Annotated in this window: 22 protein-coding genes and 1 pseudogene; 10 read left to right on the top strand and 13 right to left on the bottom strand. The window is 60.4% G+C overall.

Annotation, left to right across the window (positions count from 1 at the left end; genetic code table 11):
• Nucleotides 1-43: 43 nt before the first annotated feature.
• From NN484_RS05990 to coaBC, 7 genes and pseudogenes are all read right to left on the bottom strand, one after another.
• Nucleotides 44-427, bottom strand: coding sequence for a hypothetical protein (locus NN484_RS05990; protein ID WP_127648085.1), 384 nt, complete (start codon nt 425-427; stop codon nt 44-46).
• The gene (locus NN484_RS05985; protein ID WP_274658724.1) at nt 414-917 is read right to left on the bottom strand and encodes a hypothetical protein; all 504 of its coding nucleotides are present in this window, start codon (nt 915-917) and stop codon (nt 414-416) included. The genes NN484_RS05990 and NN484_RS05985 overlap by 14 nt, the downstream gene beginning before the upstream one ends.
• 86 nt (nt 918-1,003) lie before the next feature.
• Nucleotides 1,004-1,216, bottom strand: a complete 213-nt coding sequence (locus NN484_RS05980; protein ID WP_274658723.1) for a hypothetical protein — start codon at nt 1,214-1,216, stop codon at nt 1,004-1,006.
• Between the two features lie 204 nt (nt 1,217-1,420).
• Nucleotides 1,421-2,326, bottom strand: coding sequence for an acetylglutamate kinase (gene argB / locus NN484_RS05975; RefSeq protein ID WP_003229488.1), 906 nt, complete (start codon nt 2,324-2,326; stop codon nt 1,421-1,423).
• 17 nt (nt 2,327-2,343) lie between these two features.
• Nucleotides 2,344-3,747 (bottom strand): annotated as a pseudogene (locus NN484_RS05970) (phosphomannomutase/phosphoglucomutase); the annotation flags it as partial.
• Between the two features lie 298 nt (nt 3,748-4,045).
• Nucleotides 4,046-4,501 carry a dUTP diphosphatase gene (gene dut, locus NN484_RS05965; RefSeq protein WP_047596787.1) on the bottom strand — a complete coding sequence of 152 codons (456 nt, stop codon included), beginning with the start codon at nt 4,499-4,501 and terminating at the stop codon, nt 4,046-4,048.
• 5 nt (nt 4,502-4,506) lie between these two features.
• Entirely contained in the window at nt 4,507-5,715 is a 1,209-nt protein-coding gene (gene coaBC, locus NN484_RS05960) for a bifunctional phosphopantothenoylcysteine decarboxylase/phosphopantothenate--cysteine ligase CoaBC (RefSeq protein WP_003229480.1), read from the bottom strand.
• A gap of 135 nt (nt 5,716-5,850) precedes the next feature.
• Between coaBC and radC the strand changes: the two genes are divergently transcribed.
• Nucleotides 5,851-6,525, top strand: a complete 675-nt coding sequence (gene radC / locus NN484_RS05955) for a RadC family protein (protein ID WP_215500548.1) — start codon at nt 5,851-5,853, stop codon at nt 6,523-6,525.
• Nucleotides 6,526-6,656: 131 nt separating this feature from the next.
• Here radC and NN484_RS05950 read toward each other — a convergent pair whose 3' ends face one another.
• Nucleotides 6,657-8,243 (bottom strand): ABC transporter substrate-binding protein, encoded by a 1,587-nt coding sequence (locus tag NN484_RS05950; RefSeq protein ID WP_274658722.1) that lies wholly within the window; start codon nt 8,241-8,243, stop codon nt 6,657-6,659.
• 446 nt (nt 8,244-8,689) lie between these two features.
• Between NN484_RS05950 and rpmB the strand changes: the two genes are divergently transcribed.
• Nucleotides 8,690-8,923, top strand: coding sequence for a 50S ribosomal protein L28 (gene rpmB / locus NN484_RS05945; RefSeq protein ID WP_003229474.1), 234 nt, complete (start codon nt 8,690-8,692; stop codon nt 8,921-8,923).
• A gap of 11 nt (nt 8,924-8,934) precedes the next feature.
• Nucleotides 8,935-9,090 carry a 50S ribosomal protein L33 gene (rpmG, locus tag NN484_RS05940; RefSeq protein ID WP_003177274.1) on the top strand — a complete coding sequence of 52 codons (156 nt, stop codon included), beginning with the start codon at nt 8,935-8,937 and terminating at the stop codon, nt 9,088-9,090.
• A gap of 181 nt (nt 9,091-9,271) precedes the next feature.
• Here the strand turns inward: rpmG and NN484_RS05935 are convergent, their stop codons facing one another.
• On the bottom strand, nt 9,272-9,634 hold the full coding sequence (locus NN484_RS05935; RefSeq protein ID WP_041071946.1) for a cupin domain-containing protein: 363 nt from the start codon (nt 9,632-9,634) through the stop codon (nt 9,272-9,274).
• A gap of 234 nt (nt 9,635-9,868) precedes the next feature.
• Between NN484_RS05935 and NN484_RS05930 the strand changes: the two genes are divergently transcribed.
• Entirely contained in the window at nt 9,869-11,362 is a 1,494-nt protein-coding gene (locus NN484_RS05930) for an aldehyde dehydrogenase (protein WP_122596715.1), read from the top strand.
• A gap of 187 nt (nt 11,363-11,549) precedes the next feature.
• Nucleotides 11,550-12,692: an MFS transporter gene (locus NN484_RS05925; protein WP_274658721.1), complete on the top strand. Its 1,143-nt coding sequence runs from the start codon at nt 11,550-11,552 to the stop codon at nt 12,690-12,692.
• An 86-nt stretch (nt 12,693-12,778) separates the two neighbouring features.
• On the opposite strand, the gene NN484_RS05920 is transcribed toward NN484_RS05925, so the two are convergent.
• Nucleotides 12,779-14,347: a phospholipase D family protein gene (locus NN484_RS05920; RefSeq protein WP_215500550.1), complete on the bottom strand. Its 1,569-nt coding sequence runs from the start codon at nt 14,345-14,347 to the stop codon at nt 12,779-12,781.
• Nucleotides 14,348-14,407: 60 nt separating this feature from the next.
• Nucleotides 14,408-15,829 carry an aminotransferase-like domain-containing protein gene (locus NN484_RS05915; RefSeq protein WP_215500551.1) on the bottom strand — a complete coding sequence of 474 codons (1,422 nt, stop codon included), beginning with the start codon at nt 15,827-15,829 and terminating at the stop codon, nt 14,408-14,410.
• Nucleotides 15,830-16,008: 179 nt separating this feature from the next.
• On the opposite strand from NN484_RS05915, the gene NN484_RS05910 reads away from it, so the two are divergent.
• Entirely contained in the window at nt 16,009-16,254 is a 246-nt protein-coding gene (locus NN484_RS05910; RefSeq protein WP_127648073.1) for a DUF1127 domain-containing protein, read from the top strand.
• Nucleotides 16,255-16,369: 115 nt separating this feature from the next.
• On the opposite strand, the gene NN484_RS05905 is transcribed toward NN484_RS05910, so the two are convergent.
• Nucleotides 16,370-17,680, bottom strand: coding sequence for an NAD(P)/FAD-dependent oxidoreductase (locus tag NN484_RS05905; RefSeq protein WP_215500552.1), 1,311 nt, complete (start codon nt 17,678-17,680; stop codon nt 16,370-16,372).
• A gap of 147 nt (nt 17,681-17,827) precedes the next feature.
• On the opposite strand from NN484_RS05905, the gene NN484_RS05900 reads away from it, so the two are divergent.
• Entirely contained in the window at nt 17,828-18,181 is a 354-nt protein-coding gene (locus NN484_RS05900) for a YkgJ family cysteine cluster protein (RefSeq protein ID WP_215500553.1), read from the top strand.
• An 88-nt stretch (nt 18,182-18,269) separates the two neighbouring features.
• Here NN484_RS05900 and NN484_RS05895 read toward each other — a convergent pair whose 3' ends face one another.
• Complete coding sequence (locus tag NN484_RS05895; protein ID WP_003206849.1) at nt 18,270-18,758, bottom strand: Lrp/AsnC ligand binding domain-containing protein; 489 nt, start codon at nt 18,756-18,758, stop codon at nt 18,270-18,272.
• A gap of 156 nt (nt 18,759-18,914) precedes the next feature.
• Here NN484_RS05895 and dadA point away from each other — a divergent pair, with 156 nt between their 5' ends.
• From dadA to alr, 3 genes are all read left to right on the top strand, one after another.
• On the top strand, nt 18,915-20,219 hold the full coding sequence (dadA, locus tag NN484_RS05890; protein WP_025112723.1) for a D-amino acid dehydrogenase: 1,305 nt from the start codon (nt 18,915-18,917) through the stop codon (nt 20,217-20,219).
• Nucleotides 20,191-20,544, top strand: coding sequence for a RidA family protein (locus tag NN484_RS05885; protein ID WP_041071962.1), 354 nt, complete (start codon nt 20,191-20,193; stop codon nt 20,542-20,544). The genes dadA and NN484_RS05885 overlap by 29 nt, the downstream gene beginning before the upstream one ends.
• A gap of 94 nt (nt 20,545-20,638) precedes the next feature.
• A complete protein-coding gene (alr, locus tag NN484_RS05880) occupies nt 20,639-21,712 on the top strand; it encodes an alanine racemase (RefSeq protein ID WP_274658720.1) in 1,074 nt (357 codons plus the stop codon).
• The last annotated feature ends 7 nt before the right edge of the window (nt 21,713-21,719 follow it).

Below are 21,719 nucleotides of genomic sequence, written 5' to 3'. Positions count from 1 at the left end.
AGACCCCGTTCAGTCAGGCTGAGCGGGGTCTTTTTGTTTGCGTTCACCGCAGGTTTCGCCACTTTTTCAGTAATTTCAGCGTCAGGCGTGCGTTGATCAGTGCAAAAGCCAAAAGCGCCAGCACCACCATCACGTAAAGCGTGCGATCAACATCAAAATCCCATAGATCCAATGTACTGCTGCAAAAAATGCCTACGGCGGCCGGCAGGTTGACGTAAAACAGCGCTGCAAAGGCGCCTGTCAGCGGCAGCGCACGCCAATAAACAGCATTCTTGATCTTCTCGCGGCTGCGTTTTTTGTTTTGCGGACCTGTTTGATATTCATCCAGCGCCAACGCCTCATTGAGCGTCGGCCAAGCCAGATTGAACATGAAGGTGGTCAAGGTCAGCAGCAAGCCGCTGACCGCGACGATGTCACTGAACGGCATTGAGTCCCAACGTTGCGCACAACAAATCGTGGGAGTCCTCGCTGATCTCAAACTGCCCGGCGCTGCCTTTGCGCTTGATGATGGGTTTAAACGTTGGTTCGTTTTGCGTGATCAGCATGTTCAGCTCATCGCGAATTACGTCCGAACTGATGACGACCAGATAGATATCTTTTGCGTGTTCCGCAGACGCTACGACCGCGCGCATGCTGTGCTGCAGGATGTCGTCGAGCTGATTACGAAAGCGCGACACGGTGTTTTTCAGCAGGGTTTTGCTTTGGCTTTGAGTCAGCTGGAAGATCGTCGAGATTTGCGATTCTGTTGGCAAGGTCTGCCCGAAGTAGCTTTGAATCAGGTAAAGCAGGCGATCCTGCTTGGCCTCATCGGCCCGGCTGGGCATGCCGCCCTCGACCAGCATTTTCAGGTATTCGGTCAGGCTGGCCTTGGCGATGCGCTGGAGGGCGTGGGCGATATCCGCATCGCCGATGCGCAAGGTTTTCTTAACCGGTTCCTTTTGTTCCAGCTCGAAAGCGTTGGCGTCGATCGTGAACGAGATCTGCATGGTTCGGGCCTCCGCGATTATTTGGAAGACTGATCCGGATACGGATCCGCCGCAGCATCGCCCTGGCCGCTCAAGATATTCCAGCCATTGAGCACATGGGTGCTGGGTTTGTAGTCGGGGCAGGGTGGCAGCGAGGTTTTCGACTGGTTGGAATATTCGCGTCCACAGTCTGCACATTCATAGGTGCCTGCTGAAACGTCGCTGCCGTAAGGTACGTGGTTTTTTTGCATGGGGAAGATCTCCTGTGGATTCAGGGAAGATCCTATGGAGATTGTTGCTGTCGCGATGTCGGACGCTTCGTTGATGAGCGTCGGACATTTCTCTCGCGCACAAAAAAGATCGCAGACTTCGTCAGCTCCTACAGGGAATTCATACGACTGAAATTCCGCTTTTTAGACGCTGTCGCAGGCTGCGATCTTTTACGTGATCAGCGATCAGGGGCGCTTGCGATTGCTGATCAGCGTGCCCACACCGGTATCGGTGAAGATTTCCAGCAGGATCGCGTTCGGTACGCGACCGTCGATGATCAGCGAGCTGCCGACACCGCCCTGCACCGCTTCCAGTGCGCAGCGGATTTTCGGCAGCATGCCGCCGTAGATGGTGCCATCGGCGATCAGGTCGTCGACCTGCTGGGTGCTCAGGCCGGTCAGGACGGTGCCCGACTTGTCCATCAGGCCGGCGATGTTGGTCAGCAGCATCAGTTTCTCGGCTTTCAGCGCCTCGGCGACTTTGCCGGCCACCAGGTCAGCGTTGATGTTGTACGACTCGCCATTCTCACCGACGCCGATTGGCGCGATCACCGGAATGAAGTTGCCCTTGACCAGCAGGTTGAGCAGTTCGGTGTTGATCCCGACCACTTCGCCCACCTGACCGATGTCGATGATTTCCGGCTGGGTCATCTCCGGGGTCTGGCGGGTGACGGTCAGTTTCTTTGCACGAATCAGCCCGGCGTCTTTACCGGTCAGGCCGATGGCGCTGCCGCCGTGACGGTTGATCAGGTTGACGATGCTTTTGTTGACCTGGCCGCCGAGGACCATTTCCACTACGTCCATGGTCGCGGCGTCGGTGACGCGCATGCCATCGACGAAGTGGCTTTCGATCGACAGGCGCTTGAGCAGATCACCGATCTGCGGGCCGCCGCCGTGAACCACGACCGGGTTGATGCCCACGGCTTTCATCAAGACGATGTCGCGGGCGAAGCCGGTTTTCAGCTCCTCGCTTTCCATCGCGTTGCCGCCGTATTTGATCACCAGGGTCTTGCCGACATAACGTCGGATGTAAGGCAACGCTTCGGACAGGACCTGGGCGGTGTGGGCGGCGGCTTCGCGTTCGAGGGTCATTCAGGGCTCCGGGTGAATCAGAACGGTAGTTGGAGATCAGGTGCAACGCGTTTCAGTTGGGCGTGGAACACATCCTTGATGCGCTGCAATTCAGCCTCGTCATCGGCCTCGAAGCGCAGCACCAGCACCGGTGTGGTGTTGGACGCGCGCACCAGGCCCCAGCCTTTGGCGTAATCGACCCGCACGCCGTCGATGGTGGTCAGGTCAGCGCCTGCGCCCCACTGTGCGTCGTGCAGTGCATCAATGATGCTGAATTTGCTCTCTTCGGTCACATGGATATTGATTTCTGGCGTAGAAATATCGTTCGGGAAGGTCGCAAACAGTTCTTCGGCGGTGGATTTTTCCTTGCTGAGGATCTCCAGCAGGCGCGCGGCGCTGTAGATGCCATCGTCGAAACCGAACCAGCGCTCCTTGAAGAAGATGTGCCCGCTCATTTCTCCGGCCAATAGAGCACCGGATTGTTTCATTTTCTTTTTGATCAACGAATGACCGGTCTTCCACATTAGCGGGCGACCGCCGTATTCCTTGATCAGCGGCACCAGGCGGCGGGTGCATTTGACGTCGAAGATGATTTCCGCGTCCGGGTTGCGCGCCACCACGTCGCGGGCGAACAGCATCAGCAGGCGGTCCGGGTAGACGATGCTGCCGGTGTTGGTCACCACGCCGACACGGTCGCCGTCGCCATCGAAGGCCAGGCCGATATCGGCGTTGGTTTCCTTGACCTTGGCGATCAGGTCGACGAGGTTTTCAGGCTTGCCCGGGTCCGGGTGATGGTTGGGGAAGTTGCCGTCGACTTCGCAGAACAGCGGGATAACTTCGCAGTTCAGCGCTTCGATCAGTTGCGGGGCGATCACGCCGGCTGCGCCGTTGCCGCAGTCGACCACGACTTTCAGGCGTCGGGCCAGTTTGACGTCCCGAACGATTTCGGTGGTGTAGCGGTCAAGGATCTCGACCTGGGTCACGCTGCCCTGACCGCTGGTCAGGTCATTGGTCTTGATGCGCTCGTGCAGCACCTGGATCTGCTCGTTGGCGAGGGTGTCGCCGGCGATCACGATCTTGAAGCCGTTGTAGTTCGACGGGTTATGGCTGCCGGTGAGCATCACCCCCGACTTGCCAGCCAGGACGTTGGCCGCGTAGTACAGCGCCGGTGTCGGGACCAGGCCTGCATCGCTGACGTGGCAGCCGCTCTCTGCGATACCGCGGATCAGCTCGGCGACCAGCTCCGGGCCGGACAGGCGGCCGTCACGGCCGACCGACACGTTCGGCTCGCCCTGGGCCAGGCTCTGCGAACCGATGGCGCGACCGATCCAGTAGGCGGTTTCGGCATTGAGGAATTCCGGCACGGTGCCGCGAATGTCATAGGCGCGGAAGATGCTGTCAGGAAGCTTCGGGGCGATCTTGGCTGGGGTGCTCATCTGCGGAAGTGCTCCATCTCGAAAGTGGCGGGACAGACCGACGATTCACTCGGCGGCAGGCTCAAACTGAAGGGTATGACGGCGTTTTCCACGCAGAGTTCGTGGTATGAAAGGGCCATGATGTCTCGGCGGGCGTGGCTTTCGGCCGGCAAAACCTTGATTTACGGTGTTAAAACCTGTCGTTGAAAATGCACAAATTTCCCCTGTAGGAGCTGCCGAAGGCTGCGATCCTTTGACTTTGGTTTTTTAAGATCAAGATCAAAAGATCGCAGCCTGCGGCAGCTCCTACAGGATATTCATGTGGTTACTTGGTGCCGGTATGGCCGAAACCGCCCGCGCCGCGTTCGGTTTCAACGAACTCTTCAACCATTTCGAAGTGCGCCTGGACCACTGGCACCAACACCAGCTGCGCCAGACGCTCGCCGACCGTCATGGTGAAGTCGTTCTGGCCGCGGTTCCAGCAGGACACCATCAGCGGGCCCTGGTAATCGGAGTCGATCAGGCCCACGAGGTTACCCAGCACGATGCCGTGCTTATGGCCCATGCCCGAGCGCGGCAGGATCAGCGCGGCGAGGTTCGGGTCGCCGATGTAGACCGACAGACCGGTAGGAATCAGCACGGTTTCACCCGGCTTGATCACGATGTCCTGTTCCAGCATGGCGCGCAGGTCGAGCCCGGCGGAGCCCGGGGTGGCGTATTGCGGCAGCGGGAATTCGGTACCGATGCGTGGGTCGAGGATCTTGGCTTGCAAAGCGTGCATGTAAATTAAACCTGGTTCAGACGTTCGGCGATAAAAGTGACCAGTTGGCGAGCGATCTTGCTCTTGCTGGTCTGGGCGAAAACAGTGGCGTGAAGCTCACGGTCGATCACGCTGCAGGCGTTTTCTTCGCTGTTGAAACCGATGCTCGGGTTGGCGACGTCGTTGGCGACGATCAAATCGAGATTCTTGTCCTTGAGCTTGCGTGCAGCGTAGTCGAGCAGGTGTTCGGTCTCGGCGGCGAAGCCGACACTGAACGGACGGTCGGGACGGGTCGCGATGGTGGCCAGGATGTCCGGGTTGCGCACCATTTGCAGGACAAAGCCGTCGCCGCTTGTAGGGTCTTTCTTGAGTTTTTGCGGGGCAACGACTTCCGGACGGTAGTCCGCCACCGCTGCCGAGGCGATGAACACGTCGCACGGGATGGCCGATTCACAGGCGGCGAGCATGTCGCGGGCACTGACCACGTCGATACGCGTGACGCGATCCGGCGTCGGCAGGTGCACCGGGCCGCTGATCAGGGTCACGCGGGCGCCGGCTTCCACCGCCGCTTCGGCGAGGGCAAAGCCCATTTTTCCGGAGCTGTGGTTGGTGATGTAGCGCACCGGGTCGATGTTTTCCTGGGTCGGGCCGGCGGTGATCACCACGTGCTTGCCGGTCAGCGCCTGACGCTGGAAGCAATCCGCCGCGCACTGTGCCAGATCGGTGGCTTCCATCATCCGGCCCATGCCGACGTCACCGCAGGCCTGGCTGCCGGAGGCCGGGCCGAAGGTCTTCAGGCCACGGCTTTCCAGGAGTTGCAGGTTGGCCTGGGTCGCCGGGTCGCGCCACATCGCCTGGTTCATTGCCGGAGCAACGGCCACAACGGCGTCGGTGGCCAGCACCAGAGTGGTCAGCAAATCGTTGGCGATGCCTTGGGCCAGACGGGCGATCAGGTCGGCGGTGGCCGGTGCAATCAGCACCAGATCGGCCCACTTCGCCAGCTCGATGTGGCCCATCGCGGCTTCGGCGGCCGGGTCGAGCAAATCCAGGTGAACCGGGTGCCCGGACAGGGCCTGCATGGTCAGCGGGGTGATGAACTCCGCGCCGCCATGGGTCATGACCACGCGCACTTCGGCGCCCTGGTCGATCAGGCGACGAACCAGATCAGCGCTCTTGTAGGCCGCAATGCCGCCGCCGACGCCCAGAACGATGCGTTTCCGATACAGCCGCTGCATAGGTCTGCCTTTCATTTCGTGGGTGACATACGTAGCGAAACCCCCTCCCCAGGGTGAATTCGCCCGCAAAAAAGATGGGCTACGATATCACAGCGACCGCTACGGAACAGCGGCGCCCACAGACAAGGAATGTGTATGAGTATTCGCGATTGGCCTGCGGCGGAACGACCGCGGGAACGGTTATTGGAACAAGGTTCGGCGAGTCTTTCGGACGCCGAGTTGCTGGCAATCTTTTTGCGCACTGGAGTGGCTGGAAAAAGCGCAGTAGATCTGGCGCGACATCTGTTGAATCAGTTTGGCAGCCTGCGTTTGCTGCTTGAGGCCGATCTGGAAGCCTTCAGCAAAGAGTTGGGCCTGGGGCCTGCAAAGTTTGCCCAATTGCAGGCTGCTCAGGAAATGAACAGGCGCCACCTGGCCGAGCGTTCACGCGAAAAAACGGCGCTGGAGAACCCGAAAGCCGTCCGCGATTACCTCAAATCCATGCTGCGCCATGAGCCGCACGAGGTGTTTGGTTGCCTGTTTCTCGATTCCAAGCATCAAGTGCTGACGTTCGAGGCACTGTTTCGCGGCTCGATCGACAACACCAGCGTGCATCCTCGGGAGGTTGTGAAGCGCGCGTTGGCCAACAACGCGGCGGCGGTGATCCTGTGTCACAACCATCCGTCGGGCAATACTGATCCGAGTCAGGCGGATCGCTTGCTGACCAAGCGCTTGCAGAAGGCGTTGGAGCTGATTGACGTGCGGGTGCTGGATCACTTCATCGTGGGTGACGGGGAGCCGCTGTCGATGGCGGAATGCGGCTGGATGTAACTCTCAGGAACAAGCGCAAACCCATGTAGGAGTGAGCCTGCTCGCGATGGCGTCACTTCAGTCAACCTGTTCGGTGACTGAAAGATTGCTTTCGCGAGCAGGCTCACTCCTACAGGTTTTGTGCAGACAGGTTACTTCAGGTTGACCTTGGAGTAATCCTGCCGCCCAAACGGGCTTACCGAGTAACCCTGCACATCCTTGCGCGTCAGCGCGAAAGCGGTCGGATGCGCCAGCGGCAACCACAGCGCCTGCTGCTGAATCTGCGCCTGCGCCTGTTCATACAGTTTGGTGCGCACGCCTTGCTCGCTGGTGGTCTTGCCGGCGCTGATCAGCTTGTCCAGATCGGCATTGCAGTAGCGGGCGAAGTTGGTCCCGGACTTGACCGCCGCGCAGGAAAACTGCGGCGTGAGGAAATTGTCCGGATCACCGTTGTCGCCGGCCCAGCCCATGAACAGCAGGTCATGCTCGCCAGCCTTGGCGCGGCGAATCAGTTCGCCCCACTCGATCACGCGGATCTCCGCCTGAATGCCGATTTCCGCCAGATCCGATTGCAGCAGCTGCGCGCCCAGGCTCGGGTTCGGGTTGAGCAGGCTACCGGACGGGCGCGTCCAGATGGTGGTCTGGAAGCCGTCCTTGAGTCCGGCCTTGGCCATCAGCGCCTTGGCCTTGGCCACGTCGTGCGGATAGCCCGGCAGGTTCTTCGCGTAGCTCCAGGTGTTCGGCGGGTAAGGGCCATTGGCTGGCTCTGCGGTGTCTTCGAACACGGCTTTGACGTAGTTGGCCTTGTCGAAGGCAAGGTTGATCGCCTGGCGCACTTCCGGCTTGTCCAGCGGCGGATGCTGGCTGTTGATGCCGACGAAAGCGGTCATGAAGGCGTCAGTCTTTTCCACCTTCAGCGTCGGCTCTTGCTGCGCCGCTTGCACATCCAGCGGTTTCGGCGAGAGGGCGATCTGGCACTCGTTGCGCCGCAGCTTTTGCAGGCGCACGTTGGCGTCCGGGGTGATGGCGAAGATCAGCGGGTCGACCGAAGGCTTGCCACCAAAGTAGTCCGGGTTGGCCTTGTAGCGGACCGAGGCGTCTTTCTGGAAGCGCGTGAAAATGAACGGGCCGGTGCCGATCGGTTGGCTGTTGAGCTTGTCGGTCGCGTCAGCCTTGAGCAGCTTTTCGGCGTATTCGGCGGAATAAACGGAAGCGAAACCCATGCTCAGGGTCGCCAAAAACGTTGAATCCGGGTGGTCGAGAGTAAAGCGCACGGTCAGCGGGTCGAGTGCGTCGATCTTCTTGATCAGCGCCGGCAGCTGCATGGACTGGGCGTGCGGGAAGCCGCTTTGCGCCACTTTGTGCCATGGGTTGGCCGGGTCGAGCATGCGGTCGAAGCTGAATTTGACGTCTTCGGCGCTCAGGGTGCGGGTCGGCTTGAAATAGTCAGTGCTGTGAAACTTCACCTGCGGGTGCAGCTTGAACACATAAGTCAGGCCGTCGGTGCTGACTTCCCAGCTGTCGGCCAGGCTCGGCACGACTTTGCCGCTGGCGGTGTCGAAGTCCACCAGGCGGTTCATCAGCACGTCGGCCGAAGCGTTGGTGGTGGTCAGCGAGTTGTATTGCACCACGTCGAACCCTTCAGGGCTGGCCTCGGTGCAGACGCTCAGGGCAGCGGCCTGGGCCAGGGGGCTCAGCAAAAGCGGGGCGAGCAACAGGGGTAGGGCAGCGAGGCGCATGGTCGGCTTCCTTTACAGATCGAAGGCCATCTGCAGGTGCAGTCTGGAAAAGGGTTACCCTAGAGGGCCGGATTACAAATGACTATCCCCTTTTTGCATTTTTCGGGCCGGGACAGTGGTGTTTTTCAGACCGCAGCGCGCTGTGAAAAGTCGCAAGCGTGCTCAAGGGCGGTTTTCTGCGACGAGTGGTCAAAACTCGCAGCAGCCTTTATCCAAAGCGTCCGCAGCCGGAAAATGCGCCTTTTTGCCGGTTGATTGCACATCCATTGTTGTTGCACCCCGGTCTTTCTGGTATAAAGCAGCGCTCTTTTCTAGGGGCCCGGTTCCTTCACTGTAGGTGTAGCCGGTAAGACCTCTAAAGAAACGCGGCGCCTGGCGCCAAATGACTGAGAGATTAAGCGGCCAACCCATGCCGGGTTGGGCATGTGGTTTTAGAGGGCTGAGGCATGTCGAGAGTATGTCAAGTTACCGGTAAGGGTCCGGTAACCGGGAATAACATTTCCCACGCAAACAACAAAACCCGTCGTCGTTTCCTGCCGAACCTGCAGCATCACCGCTTCTGGGTTGAAGAAGAGAAACGTTTTGTGCGTCTGCGCGTATCTGCCAAAGGCATGCGCATCATCGACAAGCGTGGCATCAGTGTCGTGCTCGCCGAACTTCGCCGCGATGGCAAGATTTAAGGGAGCTAATCATGCGTGAATTGATTCGTTTGATCTCGAGCGCCGGTACTGGTCACTTCTACACTACCGACAAGAACAAGCGTACTACTCCGGACAAAATCGAGATCAAGAAATATGATCCGGTTGTTCGCAAGCACGTGATCTACAAGGAAGGCAAAATCAAGTAATTGATTTTTCCCGACTTACAAAAAAGGCCCGTATCTCACGATACGGGCCTTTTTTGTTGTCTTCAGATTTGCATCGCCTGTCCGGGCCTCATCGCGAGCAGGCTCACTCCTACATTGGAATGCGCTCACCTGTAGGAGTGAGCCTGCTCGCGATGAGGGCCGGATCAGCCAGCGAAAATCCTCAAGCCTTCTGTTCGAAGATCACATAGACCTTGCGGCAAGCTTCGAGCACTTCCCAGGTGCCACGGAACCCTGCCGGAATCACAAAGCGGTCGCCCACACGTAGCGTCTTGGCATTGCCATCGCTGTCACGCAGTACCGAAACCCCCTGCAGGATTTCGCAATATTCATGCTCGGTGTAATTCACCGTCCACTGGCCAACCGCCCCTTCCCACACGCCGACGCCCATTTGCCCACAAGGGCTGTCGTATTGATTGAACACCGCTTGCTCGGGATCGCCCTTGAGCACTTTGGCCGGGTCCGGGCGATAGCGTTCGGCTGCGCTGGTGGTCAGGCTGATGTCGACGACGTTCTGGATGTTCATTGTTGTTTTCTCCCGTGATGACGGCGCGGTGGCTTGAAAGGGCCAAAGTCTATGTTTATTAAAATGAACACCGCAAGGCCGTATGGCGCGCTTATGTCAAATATATTGAAACAACCCCGGCCGCTGGTTTAGGGTGGCGGGTGCCTTGGGCCGAAAAGCAGGCTGGCCGGGCAGCATTCCTGAAGACGACCGCGAAGAACGCGGCGCTCTATTCAACAAGAGGAGGACACTCGAATGACCACCCTGACTCGTGCCGATTGGGAACAACGCGCCCGTGACCTGAAGATCGAAGGCCGCGCCTACCTCAATGGTGAATACACCGACGCCGTTTCCGGCGAGACTTTCGAGTGCATCAGCCCGGTCGATGGCCGCCTGCTGGGCAAGATCGCCAGCTGTGACGCTGCCGACGCTCAGCGCGCCGTGGAAAATGCCCGCGCCACCTTCAATTCCGGCGTCTGGTCGCGCCTGGCGCCGACCAAACGCAAAGCCACCATGATCCGTTTCGCCGGCCTGCTCAAGCAGCACGCCGAAGAACTGGCGCTGCTCGAAACCCTCGACATGGGCAAGCCGATCAGCGATTCGCTGTACATCGACGTGCCGGGCGCGGCGCAGGCGCTGAGCTGGAGCGGTGAGGCGATCGACAAGATCTACGACGAAGTCGCCGCCACTCCGCACGATCAACTGGGTCTGGTGACCCGCGAGCCGGTCGGCGTTGTCGGCGCTATCGTGCCGTGGAACTTCCCGCTGATGATGGCCTGCTGGAAGCTGGGCCCGGCGCTGTCCACCGGTAACTCGGTGATCCTCAAGCCGTCGGAAAAATCCCCGCTGACCGCCATCCGTATCGCCGCACTGGCCGTTGAAGCCGGTATTCCCAAAGGCGTGCTCAACGTGCTGCCGGGCTACGGTCACACTGTTGGCAAGGCGCTGGCCCTGCATAACGACGTCGACACCCTGGTGTTCACCGGTTCGACCAAGATCGCCAAGCAACTGATGATCTACTCCGGCGAATCGAACATGAAGCGCGTGTGGCTGGAAGCCGGTGGCAAGAGCCCGAACATCGTGTTCGCCGATGCGCCGGACCTGCAAGCCGCTGCCGAATCCGCCGCCAGCGCCATCGCTTTCAACCAGGGCGAAGTCTGCACCGCTGGTTCGCGTCTGCTGGTCGAGCGTTCGATCAAGGACAAATTCCTGCCGATGGTGATCGAGGCGCTGAAAACCTGGAAGCCGGGTAACCCGCTCGATCCAGCCACCAACGTCGGTGCGCTGGTCGATACCCAGCAGATGAACACTGTGCTGTCGTACATCGAGTCCGGTCACACCGACGGCGCCAAACTGGTGGCCGGTGGCAAGCGCATCCTGCAGGAAACCGGTGGCACTTATGTTGAGCCGACGATTTTCGATGGCGTGAGCAACGCGATGAAGATCGCCCAGGAAGAGATCTTCGGTCCGGTGCTGTCGGTCATTGCGTTCGACACTGCCGAAGAGGCGATCCAGATCGCCAACGACACGCCGTATGGCCTGGCCGCTGCGGTATGGACCCAGGACATCTCCAAGGCCCATCTGACCGCCAAGGCGCTGCGTGCCGGCAGCGTGTGGGTCAACCAATACGACGGCGGCGATATGACCGCACCGTTCGGTGGCTTCAAACAGTCGGGCAACGGTCGCGACAAGTCGTTGCACGCGTTCGACAAGTACACCGAGCTGAAAGCGACGTGGATCAAGCTGTAAGCCGCTGAGGGGAGCCTGATTCAATCAGGCTCCCAAACCAGACAGAGATCCCTGTGGGAGCGAGCTTGCTCGCGAATGCGGTGTATCAGTCAGCAAATCTGCTGAATGTGAAACCGTATTCGCGAGCAAGCTCGCTCCCACAGTGGTTTTGTGGTGCACATAAAAATAATCCACAGGAGCGTGGACCATGCGTTGGGCGACGTATTTCGCCGTGTTGGCGTCTGTCTTGAGTGTCGGTCTGGCCCTGGGGGTCAGCATGCCGCTGGTGTCGTTGCGTCTGGAGGGCTGGGGCTATGGCGCTTTCGCCATCGGTGTGATGGCGGCGATGCCGGCGATTGGCGTGCTGCTGGGAGCGAAGATTTCCAGCCATCTGGCGGCGCGTTTTGGCACGGCGAAGCTGATGCGTCTGTGCCTGTGGGCCGGCGCGTTGTCGATCGGTTTGCTGGCGCTGCTGCCGAGTTATCCGATTTGGCTGGTGCTGCGCCTGATGATCGGGGTGATCCTGACCATCGTGTTCATCCTCGGTGAGAGCTGGATCAACCAGTTGGTGGTGGAGAACTGGCGCGGGCGCCTGGTCGCGCTGTATGGCAGCAGTTATGCGTTGAGCCAACTGTCTGGTCCGTTGCTGCTGGGCGCGCTTGGCACTGAGCACGATTATGGTTTCTGGGTGGGCGTCGGACTGCTGACGGTTTCGCCTTTTCTATTGATGGGCCGCAGCGGTGCGCCGAGCAGTGAAGCCAGCAGCGTGACCTTTAGCGATCTGTGGGGCTTTGCCCGTGAGCTGCCGGCGATTGCCTGGGCGGTGTCATTGTTCGCCGCATTCGAGGCGATGATCCTGACGCTGCTGCCGGTGTATTGCCTGCAGCAGGGCTTCACTGCCGAGATCGCGCTGGCGATGGTCAGCACGGTGGTGGTGGGCGATGCGTTGCTGCAACTGCCGATTGGTGCGTTGGCTGACTACCTGTCGCGGCGCACGTTGTTCACCGGCTGCGCCGTAATCCTGATGCTGTCGAGCGTGGCGATTCCGCTGTTGATCGATACGCTGTTGATCTGGCCGTTGTGGGTGCTGTTCGGGGCCAGTGCTGGCGGGTTGTTCACCTTGTCCCTGATCCTGATCGGCGAGCGCTATCGCGACGATGCGCTGGTGCGGGCCAACGCGCACATCGCGCAACTGTGGGGTGTTGGCTGTCTGATCGGGCCGTTGATGGCGGGGGCGGGGAGTCAGTGGATCAGCGGGCATGCGTTGCCGTTGTTGATGGCGGTTGGGGCGTTTGGGTTGGTGCTGCTGCTTTTGCGCCAGGGTGCGTTTGGCTCTGCGCAGACAGCTTGAAGTCAAAAGATCGCAGCCTTCGTCAGCTCCTACAGGGGAATGCATTTCAAACTGTAGGAGCTGCCGAAGGCTGCGATCTTTTGCTTTTAAAGCATTCTTTCCAGGCCGACGGTGGTGCTGAACCAAGCATTGAAGCGCCGCCACCAGCTCCCCGGTTCCTTGGTCAGCGTGTGCAGCTGGCCGTTGTCCTCGGTCACCCAGACGACCTTGCCATCCTGCAGTTTCGCCTGATAACTCAGCGCTGGGGCCATGCCTTGCAGGGCCAGTTCGCGAACATGCCAGGCCAGTTCCGGGCTGTCGACCAGGACCCCGACTTCGGTGTTCCACAGCACCGAGCGCGGGTCGAAGTTGAACGAGCCGATGAAGGATTTCTGCCGGTCGAAAATCATCGCCTTGCTGTGCAGGCTGGAATCCGAACCACGAAACGACTTGCTGTAGAACAGGTGCGGGCCGCTGCCGTAGTTATCCCCGGGCTGACGGCGTAGTTCATACAGTTTCACCCCGTGCTCCAGCAGCGCCTTGCGGTATGGCGCATAACCGCCGTGCACTGCCGGCACGTCGGTGGCTTCCAGTGAGTTGGTCAGCAGGCTCACTGACACCCCGGCGTCGGCGCGACCGGTCAGGTACACCAGCCCCGGCTGGCCGGGCACGAAGTACGCCGAGATCATGATCAGCTCTTGGTTGACGCCGTTAAGCTCCGGCGCCAGTTGCGTGGTCAGCAGCAATTGCGGGTCCGGCTCGTCCTTGGCCAGCACCTTGCTTGGGGCGTCCCACAGCGCCTGGTTCCAGGCCCAGATCAGTTCCTTGCGCCAGATGTCCATGCGCGGTGCGGTCTTGAATCGCATCAGCTGTTGATACAACGCGTGATTCTGTTTACGGGTTTCATCCAGCGATTCTTCCAGGCGCGTGCGGGTGTTCTGCAAGTCCTTGGCCGTCGGTTTGCTGGAGAGGAATTCGTCGATCGGCTTGCTCAGCGCGCTGTTCCAGTACTGATCGAAACTGTGCCCGAGCTGCTCGGCCACCGGGCCGACGCTGAGCATGTCGATGTCGGTGAAATTCAGGTTCGGCTCGGCATCGAAGTACTCGTCACCCAGATTGCGCCCGCCGACGATGGCCACGCTGTTGTCCGCCAGCCACAGTTTGTTGTGCATGCGTCGGTGTTGCAGCGACAGGTTGAACAAGCGCCCGGCGGCGCGGGTCACGCCGGTGCTGCGGCCCAGGTGCAGCGGGTTGAACAGGCGGATATGGATCTGTGGATGCGCCGCCAGCGTGGCGATGATCGTATCGAGGCCGTCGCTGGTGGTGTCGTCGAGCAGGATGCGCACGCGCACGCCACGGTCGGCGGCTTTGAGCAGTTCTTCCACGAGCATCCGCGTGCTGACGCCGTCATGGACGATGTAGTACTGCAAGTCGAGGCTGGTTTGTGCCTGGCGAATCAGCTCGGCGCGGGCGGTGAAGGCCTCAGTGCTGTTGGACAGCAGGCGAAACCCGGAGCGCCCCTGATAGGGCGCGGCCTGAGCCTGGATCGAGCGGCCGAAACTGGAGTCCGACGCCGGCAGCGCCTGGCTGGGCTCGCGCGTTACGTCGAGGTTGGCGCAGCCGCTCAGGAGCGAGGCGAGCATCAGCAAAGCGAGTAGGGGCTGTCTGAAGCTCACGTAGGTTCATTCCGGTCGGCAGCAAAGGTCGGCATATGGACGCTGATCACTCGAAAAAAGTCAGTCGGCTTCGGCCAGTAATTTGATTGCCGCTGCACCGACCTTGCGCACCGCCTCTTCGATCTGTGGTGTCGGTTTGGCAGCGTAGTTCATCCGCAGGCAATTGCGGTACTTGCCCGAGGCGGAAAAAATGCTGCCGACGGCAATCTGTACGCCTTGGTCATGCAGTGCACGATTAAGTTTCAGCGTATCGAACCCTTCCGGCAGTTCGACCCACAACATGAAGCTGCCCTGTGGCCGACTGGCACGGGTACCGGCCGGGAAATAACGGGTGACCCAGTCGATCATCGCGTCGCGATTGCGCTGGTATTGAGTGCGCATACGCCGCAAATGCGGTTCGAAGTACCCACCTTTGAGAAATTCGGCAATGGCAATCTGCGGCTGCGGCGCGGTGGAGCCGGTGCTGATGTATTTCATGTGCAGCACCCGCTCCAGATAACGTCCCGGCGCGACCCAGCCGATGCGCAGCCCCGGCGCCAGAGTCTTGGAAAACGAACTGCACAGCAGCACGCGACCGTCCTCGTCGAAGGACTTGATCGTGCGCGGGCGCGGGTAGGTGTAGGACAGTTCGCCATACACATCGTCTTCGATGATTGCCACGTCGAAGCGCTGCGCGAGGTTCAGCAGAGCGCGTTTACGCGACTCCGGCATGATGTAGCCCAGCGGGTTGTTGCAGTTGGGCGTGATCTGGATGACCTTGATTGGCCATTGTTCCAGCGCCAGCTCCAGCGCTTCGAGACTGATACCGGTCAGCGGGTCAGTGGGGATTTCCAGGGCTTTCATGCCCAGGCCTTTGAGCGTCTGCATGGCGCCGTGAAAGCTCGGCGAATCCACTGCAACAATGTCACCCGGCTCGCAGATCGCATGGATGCTGGTGGACAGCGCTTCGTGGCAACCGGTGGTGATGACCAGGTCGCTGGCGCTCAACTGGCAGCCGGAATCGAGCATCAGTCGGGCGATCTGTTCGCGCAGCTCGAGGGTGCCGTGGATGTTGTCGTAATACAGACCGGGCATGTCCTGGCGGCGGCTGATCCGCGCCAGTCCGCGCAGCAACGGTTTCATGGTTGGCGAAGTGACATCCGGCATGCCGCGACCCAGTTGCACCACGTCCTTGCGCGGCACCGCGCGGATCAGTTCCAGCACCTGATCCCATTGCGAAATCTCCACCGGGCGTTGCGCCGGACGCCCGACTGCAGGCAGCTCTGGCAACTCGCGACCCACTGGCACGAAGTAGCCGGACTTCGGTTTTGGCGTTGCCAGACCGCTGTCTTCGAGCACGCGATAGGCCTGCTGCACGGTGCTCAGGCTGACCCCATGTTCTACGCTCAAGGCGCGCACCGAAGGCAGGCGATCGCCAGGACGGTAGAAGCCTTTTTCGATGCGGGTGCCGAGCAGCTCGGCGAGGTTCACATACAGGGTCATGGCACTGCCTCGATGCAGTTGATTCGTTAAACCAGTACAGATGCGGCAAAAATCGGTAATTCAGACTCAGTTTCGGCAAATCTGTATGGAGTTAATACAGGTGTGTTGAATCTGTAATGCTTTTGTCGACCCGCGCATCATGGAATCTCTGGCTACCCAAGTAAACAGGAGCGTCAAAAATGAACGGCTTGAGCGATGTGCGGCTGACGTTACACAGTCAGGAACTGGAGGCAGGGCAGAGAGACAGTGCGCGCAACGAGATGTTGCGCAATGCACCGTCCGGCCTGGGTCGCTGGGGTCTGTTCTGGCATCGTCTGCACACGCGCAAGGTGTTGCTGACACTGACGCCGGAGCAGCTCAAGGATGTCGGGCTGACCCGCGAGCAGGCGTTGGAGGAGGGGTTGAAGCCGTTTTGGCGGTTGTAACTTGATTTGGAATGCATTCCCCCTGTAGGAGCTGCCGCAGGCTGCGATCTTTTGACTTTGTTTTTGAAGATCAAAAGATCGCAGCCTGCGGCAGCTCCTACAGGGGCAGCGGCTTTCAGACCAGCTCTTTGAGCCGATGCCACAACATCCCCAGCGCCAGCAACGGCGAGCGCAGATGCTTGCCGCCCGGGAAGGTGATGTGCGGCACCTTGGCGAACAGGTCGAACCCGCCGCTGTGCTGACCGCTGATCGCCTCGGCCAGCAGCTTGCCTGCCAGGTGTGTGGCGTTGACCCCGTGTCCGGAATAGGCCTGGGCGTAATACACGTTCGGCTGATCATTGAGCCGGCCAATCTGCGGTAAACGGTTGGCGCCGATGCCGATCATGCCGCCCCACTGATAGTCGATCTTCACCCCGGCCAGTTGCGGAAAGACTTCGAGCATCTTCGGCTGCATGTACGCACCAATGTCCTTTGGATCGCGCCCCGAGTAATGGCAGGCGCCGCCGAACAGCAGACGGCGATCCGCCGAGAGCCGGTAGTAATCCAGCGCCACCCGCTGATCGCAGACCGCCATGTTTTGCGGCAGCAGGGCGTTGGCCTGCTCTTCGCTCAACGGCTCGGTGGCGATGATGTAGCTGCCGGCCGGCAGCACCTTGCCGCTGAGTTGCGGGTTGAGGTCATTAAGATAAGCGTTGCAGCCCAGTACCAATGTCTTGGCGCGTACTGAGCCTTGCGCGGTGTGCACACGAACTTCAGGGCCGTAATCGATGCGCGTGACGGCCGACTGTTCAAACAGTTTGACGCCCATTTGCTGCGCGGCGGCGGCCTCGCCCAGCGCCAGGTTCAGCGGGTGCAGATGCCCCGAGCCCATGTCGATGAAGCCGCCGACGTAGCGTTTGGAGCCGACCACGGTGTGCATCTGGTCGGCTTGCAGCAAGCGGGTTTCGTAGCGATAGCCGAGGCCGCGCAGTTCTTCGGCTTCTTCGGCAAAGCCTTCGAGGTCGGCAGATTTGTTGGCGAGGTCGCAGTAGCCCCAGGTCAGGTCGCACTGGATCTGCCAACGTTCGACGCGCTGACGGACGATTTCCACCGCTTCCAGACCCATGAGTTTCATCTGGCGTACGCCATCGGTGCCGATGACGTTGGCGAACTGATCGAGACCGTGACCGACCCCGCGAATCAACTGCCCACCGTTGCGACCGCTGGCGCCCCAGCCGATCCGGTGCGCTTCCAGCAACACCACGCTGAGGCCGCGCTCGGCCAGTTCCAGCGCGGTGTTCAGCCCGGAAAACCCGCCGCCGACCACGCACACGTCGGCAATCACTTCACCCAGCAGCTGCGGATGATCAGGCTGCGGCAGGCTGCTGGCGGCATAGTAAGAGGCAACGTGGGGTTGGCTCGCGAAGGTTCGGGCGCGGGCATTCATGGGCATTGTCCAACGGCTGAGTGTCGAGAAAATTTGACGGAGCATAAGCCGCACGCCCGAAGACGGGCAACACTGGTCGGCCGTTACTGTCTGGATCACGGCTTTTGCGGCACAATCGCCGCCTATTTCCTGTGGGTTACTGTTTCGATGAGTTGCAACCGCCAGACAATTCGCGACCTGCGTCAGCAGATCCCCACGTTCGACTGCGTGCCGGGCTGCCATGACTGCTGCGGGCCGGTGACCACCTCGCCGGAAGAAATGTCGCGCCTGCCGCGCAAGACTCGCGCCGAGCAGGATGCGGCGATGGAGGCGCTGAACTGTGTGCACCTGGGGCCGAATGGTTGCACGGTGTATGAGGAGCGGCCAATGGTCTGCCGGTTGTTCGGTACCACCAAAACGCTGCCGTGCCCGAATGGGCGACGGCCGGTGGAGCTGATACATCCGCGCGTTGAAAAGCAGATCTTCGAATACATGGCTTCGAATCGGCAGGTGCTGGTCTGAAAAGATCGCAGCCTTCGGCAGTTCCTACAAAGAAATGCGTTCTCCTGTAGGAGCTGCCGAAGGCTGCGATCTTTTGATCTTCCAAATCTCAGTCCGGAATCGGCAGGTTCAGGCTCTCTTTCACCTCTTCCATCACGATATAGCTCTTGGACTCGCGCACATGCGGCAGCTTCAACAGAATGTCGCCGAGCAATTTGCGGTACGAGGCCATCTCGGAAATCCGCGCCTTCACCAGGTAGTCGAAATCCCCTGACACCAAATGACATTCCAGCACGTGCGGCAGTTTCAGCACCGCGCGTCGGAACTCTTCGAAAGTGTCGCCGGATTTGTAGTCGAGGCTGATCTCGACGAACACCAGCAGGCTACCCTTCAAATGCTGCGGATTGAGGCGGGCGTTGTAGCCCATGATGATTCCCTCGCGCTCCAGCCGCCGTACCCGTTCCGTACACGGCGTGGTGGACAGGCCGACCTTCTCCCCGAGTTCGGTAAACGATATCCGTCCATCCGCCTGCAGTATCCGCAAGATGTTGCGGTCGATCTTGTCCAGCTCACGTTTGGTCTGAGTGTTGGTACGCATAGGGGATGCGCCTCCGTGAAAAGGGTTTTTGCCGAGAATTGTCGCCAAATATAGGCGCTTATATAGTGAAATGCACTGCCCATTCTTTTTTACACTGCGCGCATCATTGCTCTAACAACAGACGTACGCGGCCCTGCCGCGATGAGGGATACAAAAATGCGCGTAATGGTCTTGGGTAGCGGCGTCATCGGTACCGCCAGTGCTTACTATCTGGCCCGTGCCGGGTTTGAGGTAGTGGTGGTCGACCGGCAGCCAGCCGTGGCCATGGAGACCAGTTTCGCCAACGCCGGCCAGGTGTCGCCGGGTTATGCCTCGCCGTGGGCCGCCCCGGGCGTGCCGCTCAAGGCTATCAAGTGGTTGCTGCAACGCCACGCGCCGCTGGCGATCAAGGCCACCGCCGACATTGACCAGTACCTGTGGATGGCGCAGATGCTGCGCAACTGCACCGCCAGCCGTTACGCGGTGAACAAGGAGCGCATGGTGCGTCTGTCCGAATACAGCCGCGACTGCCTCGACGAACTGCGTGCGGAAACCGGCATCGCCTACGAAGGCCGCAGCCTCGGCACCACGCAACTGTTCCGCACTCAGGCGCAGCTCGATGGCGCCGCCAAAGACATCGCCGTGCTGAAAGAATCCGGCGTACCGTTTGAAGTCCTCGACCGCGCCGGCATCGCCCGCGTCGAGCCGGCCCTGGCCAATGTCACCGACATCCTCGCCGGCGCCCTGCGTCTGCCGAACGACCAGACTGGCGACTGCCAGATGTTCACCACGCGCCTGGCCGAAATGGCTGTGAAACTCGGTGTGGAATTCCGCTTCGGCCAGGACATCCAGCGCCTCGACTACGCCGGTGACCGCATCAACGGCGTATGGATCGACGGCAAGCTGGAAACCGCCGACCGCTACGTGCTGGCCCTCGGCAGCTACTCGCCACAACTGCTCAAGCCGCTGGGCATCAAGGCCCCGGTGTATCCGCTCAAGGGTTACTCGTTGACCGTGCCGATCACCAACCCGGACATGGCCCCGACTTCGACCATTCTCGACGAGACCTACAAGGTCGCGATCACCCGTTTCGACAACCGTATCCGCGTCGGTGGCATGGCGGAGATCGCCGGTTTTGACCTGTCGCTGAACCCGCGTCGGCGCGAAACCCTGGAGATGATCGTCAACGACCTTTATCCTCAGGGCGGCAATCTGGCCGAGGCGAGTTTCTGGACCGGCCTGCGTCCGACCACGCCGGACGGCACGCCGATCGTTGGCGCCACGCCGTTCAAGAACCTGTTCCTCAATACCGGTCACGGCACCCTGGGTTGGACCATGGCGTGCGGTTCCGGTCGTTTGCTGGCCGATCTGATGGCGAAGAAAAAACCGCAGATCAGCGCCGAAGGCCTCGATATTTCCCGTTATGGCAACAAGCCTCAGGAGTCCGCAAAACATGGCAATCCAGCGCCAGCTCACCAATGAGCGCATGAGTCAGATCGTCACCCACAACGGCACTGTGTATCTGGCCGGACAGGTCGGCGACGACTTCAACGCCGGGGTCGAACAGCAGACCCGCGACGTGCTCGCCAATATCGAGCGTTTGCTGGATCTGGCCGGGACTGACAAGCAGCATCTGCTGTCGGCGACGATCTACCTGAACGACATCGAGGCGCACTTTGCCGGGATGAACTCGGTGTGGGACCAGTGGCTGCCCAAAGGCGCCGCACCGGCCCGCGCTACCGTCGAAGCGAAGATGGCCAAGCCGAGCATTCTGGTCGAGATCTCCATCGTCGCCGCGTTGCCGTAACCGTTTCAAAGATCCCTCTCCCGGTGCTGTTGGCGGTTCACGTCGTCAGCCAGCGCCGGTTTTTCTTCCCATGACCGCCTAGAAGTCTGCCGCCATGCGTCCTGCCCGTGCCCTGATCGATCTTCAAGCCTTGCGCCACAACTATCGAATTGCCCGCGAAGTCACCGGCGCCAAGGCGCTGGCGGTGATCAAGGCTGATGCCTACGGTCACGGCGCGGTGCGTTGCGCCCAGGCGCTGGAAGCCGAGGCCGACGGGTTTGCCGTCGCCTGCATCGAAGAAGCGCTGGAGCTGCGTGCGGCCGGCATCAAGGCCCCGGTGCTGTTGCTCGAAGGGATCTTCGAAGCCGATGAACTGGCGCTGATCGTCGAGCATGATTTCTGGACCGTGGTCCATTCGCTGTGGCAGCTCGAAGCGATCGAGCAGGCGGCATTGAGCAAACCGATCACCGTGTGGCTCAAGCTCGATTCGGGCATGCACCGCGTGGGTCTGCATCCGAAGGATTACCCGGCAGCCTATCAACGCCTGCTGGCCAGCGGCAAAGTGGCGAAGATCGTGCTGATGAGCCACTTCGCCCGCGCCGATGAGCTGCACGAGCAGAGCAGCGCCGATCAGGTGGCGGTGTTCGAGGCGGCGCGTCAGGGCCTCGCCGCCGAAGTCAGTTTGCGCAACTCGCCGGCCGTGCTCGGTTGGCCGCAGATTCACAGCGACTGGGTGCGCCCGGGCATCATGCTCTACGGCGCGACGCCGTTCGAGGAAGCCAACGCCGTGGCCGAGCGCCTGCAACCGGTGATGACTCTCGAATCGAAAGTCATCTGCGTGCGTGAACTGCCCGCCGGTGAGCCGATCGGCTATGGCGCCAAGTTCATCACCGACAAGCCGATGCGTATCGGCGTGGTCGCCATGGGGTATGCCGATGGCTACCCGCGTCAGGCACCGACCGGCACACCAGTGTTGGTGGCCGGTAAACGCAGCCGGATTCTTGGCCGCGTGTCGATGGACATGCTCTGTATCGACCTCACCGAGGTGCCGGAAGCGGACCTCGGTTCGACCGTTGAGCTGTGGGGCAAAAACATCCTCGCCAGCGAAGTGGCAAAGTGGGCGGACACCATTCCGTATCAGATCTTCTGCAATCTGCGTCGAGTGCCAAGGCTCTATTCCGAGGGTTGACGCCGCT

Origin of the sequence: Pseudomonas serboccidentalis, assembly GCF_028830055.1 — a bacterium.
Lineage (GTDB): Bacteria > Pseudomonadota > Gammaproteobacteria > Pseudomonadales > Pseudomonadaceae > Aquipseudomonas > Aquipseudomonas serboccidentalis.
Note: the sequence above shows the minus strand (reverse complement) of the source record. Positions and strands in the feature narration are given on the sequence as shown.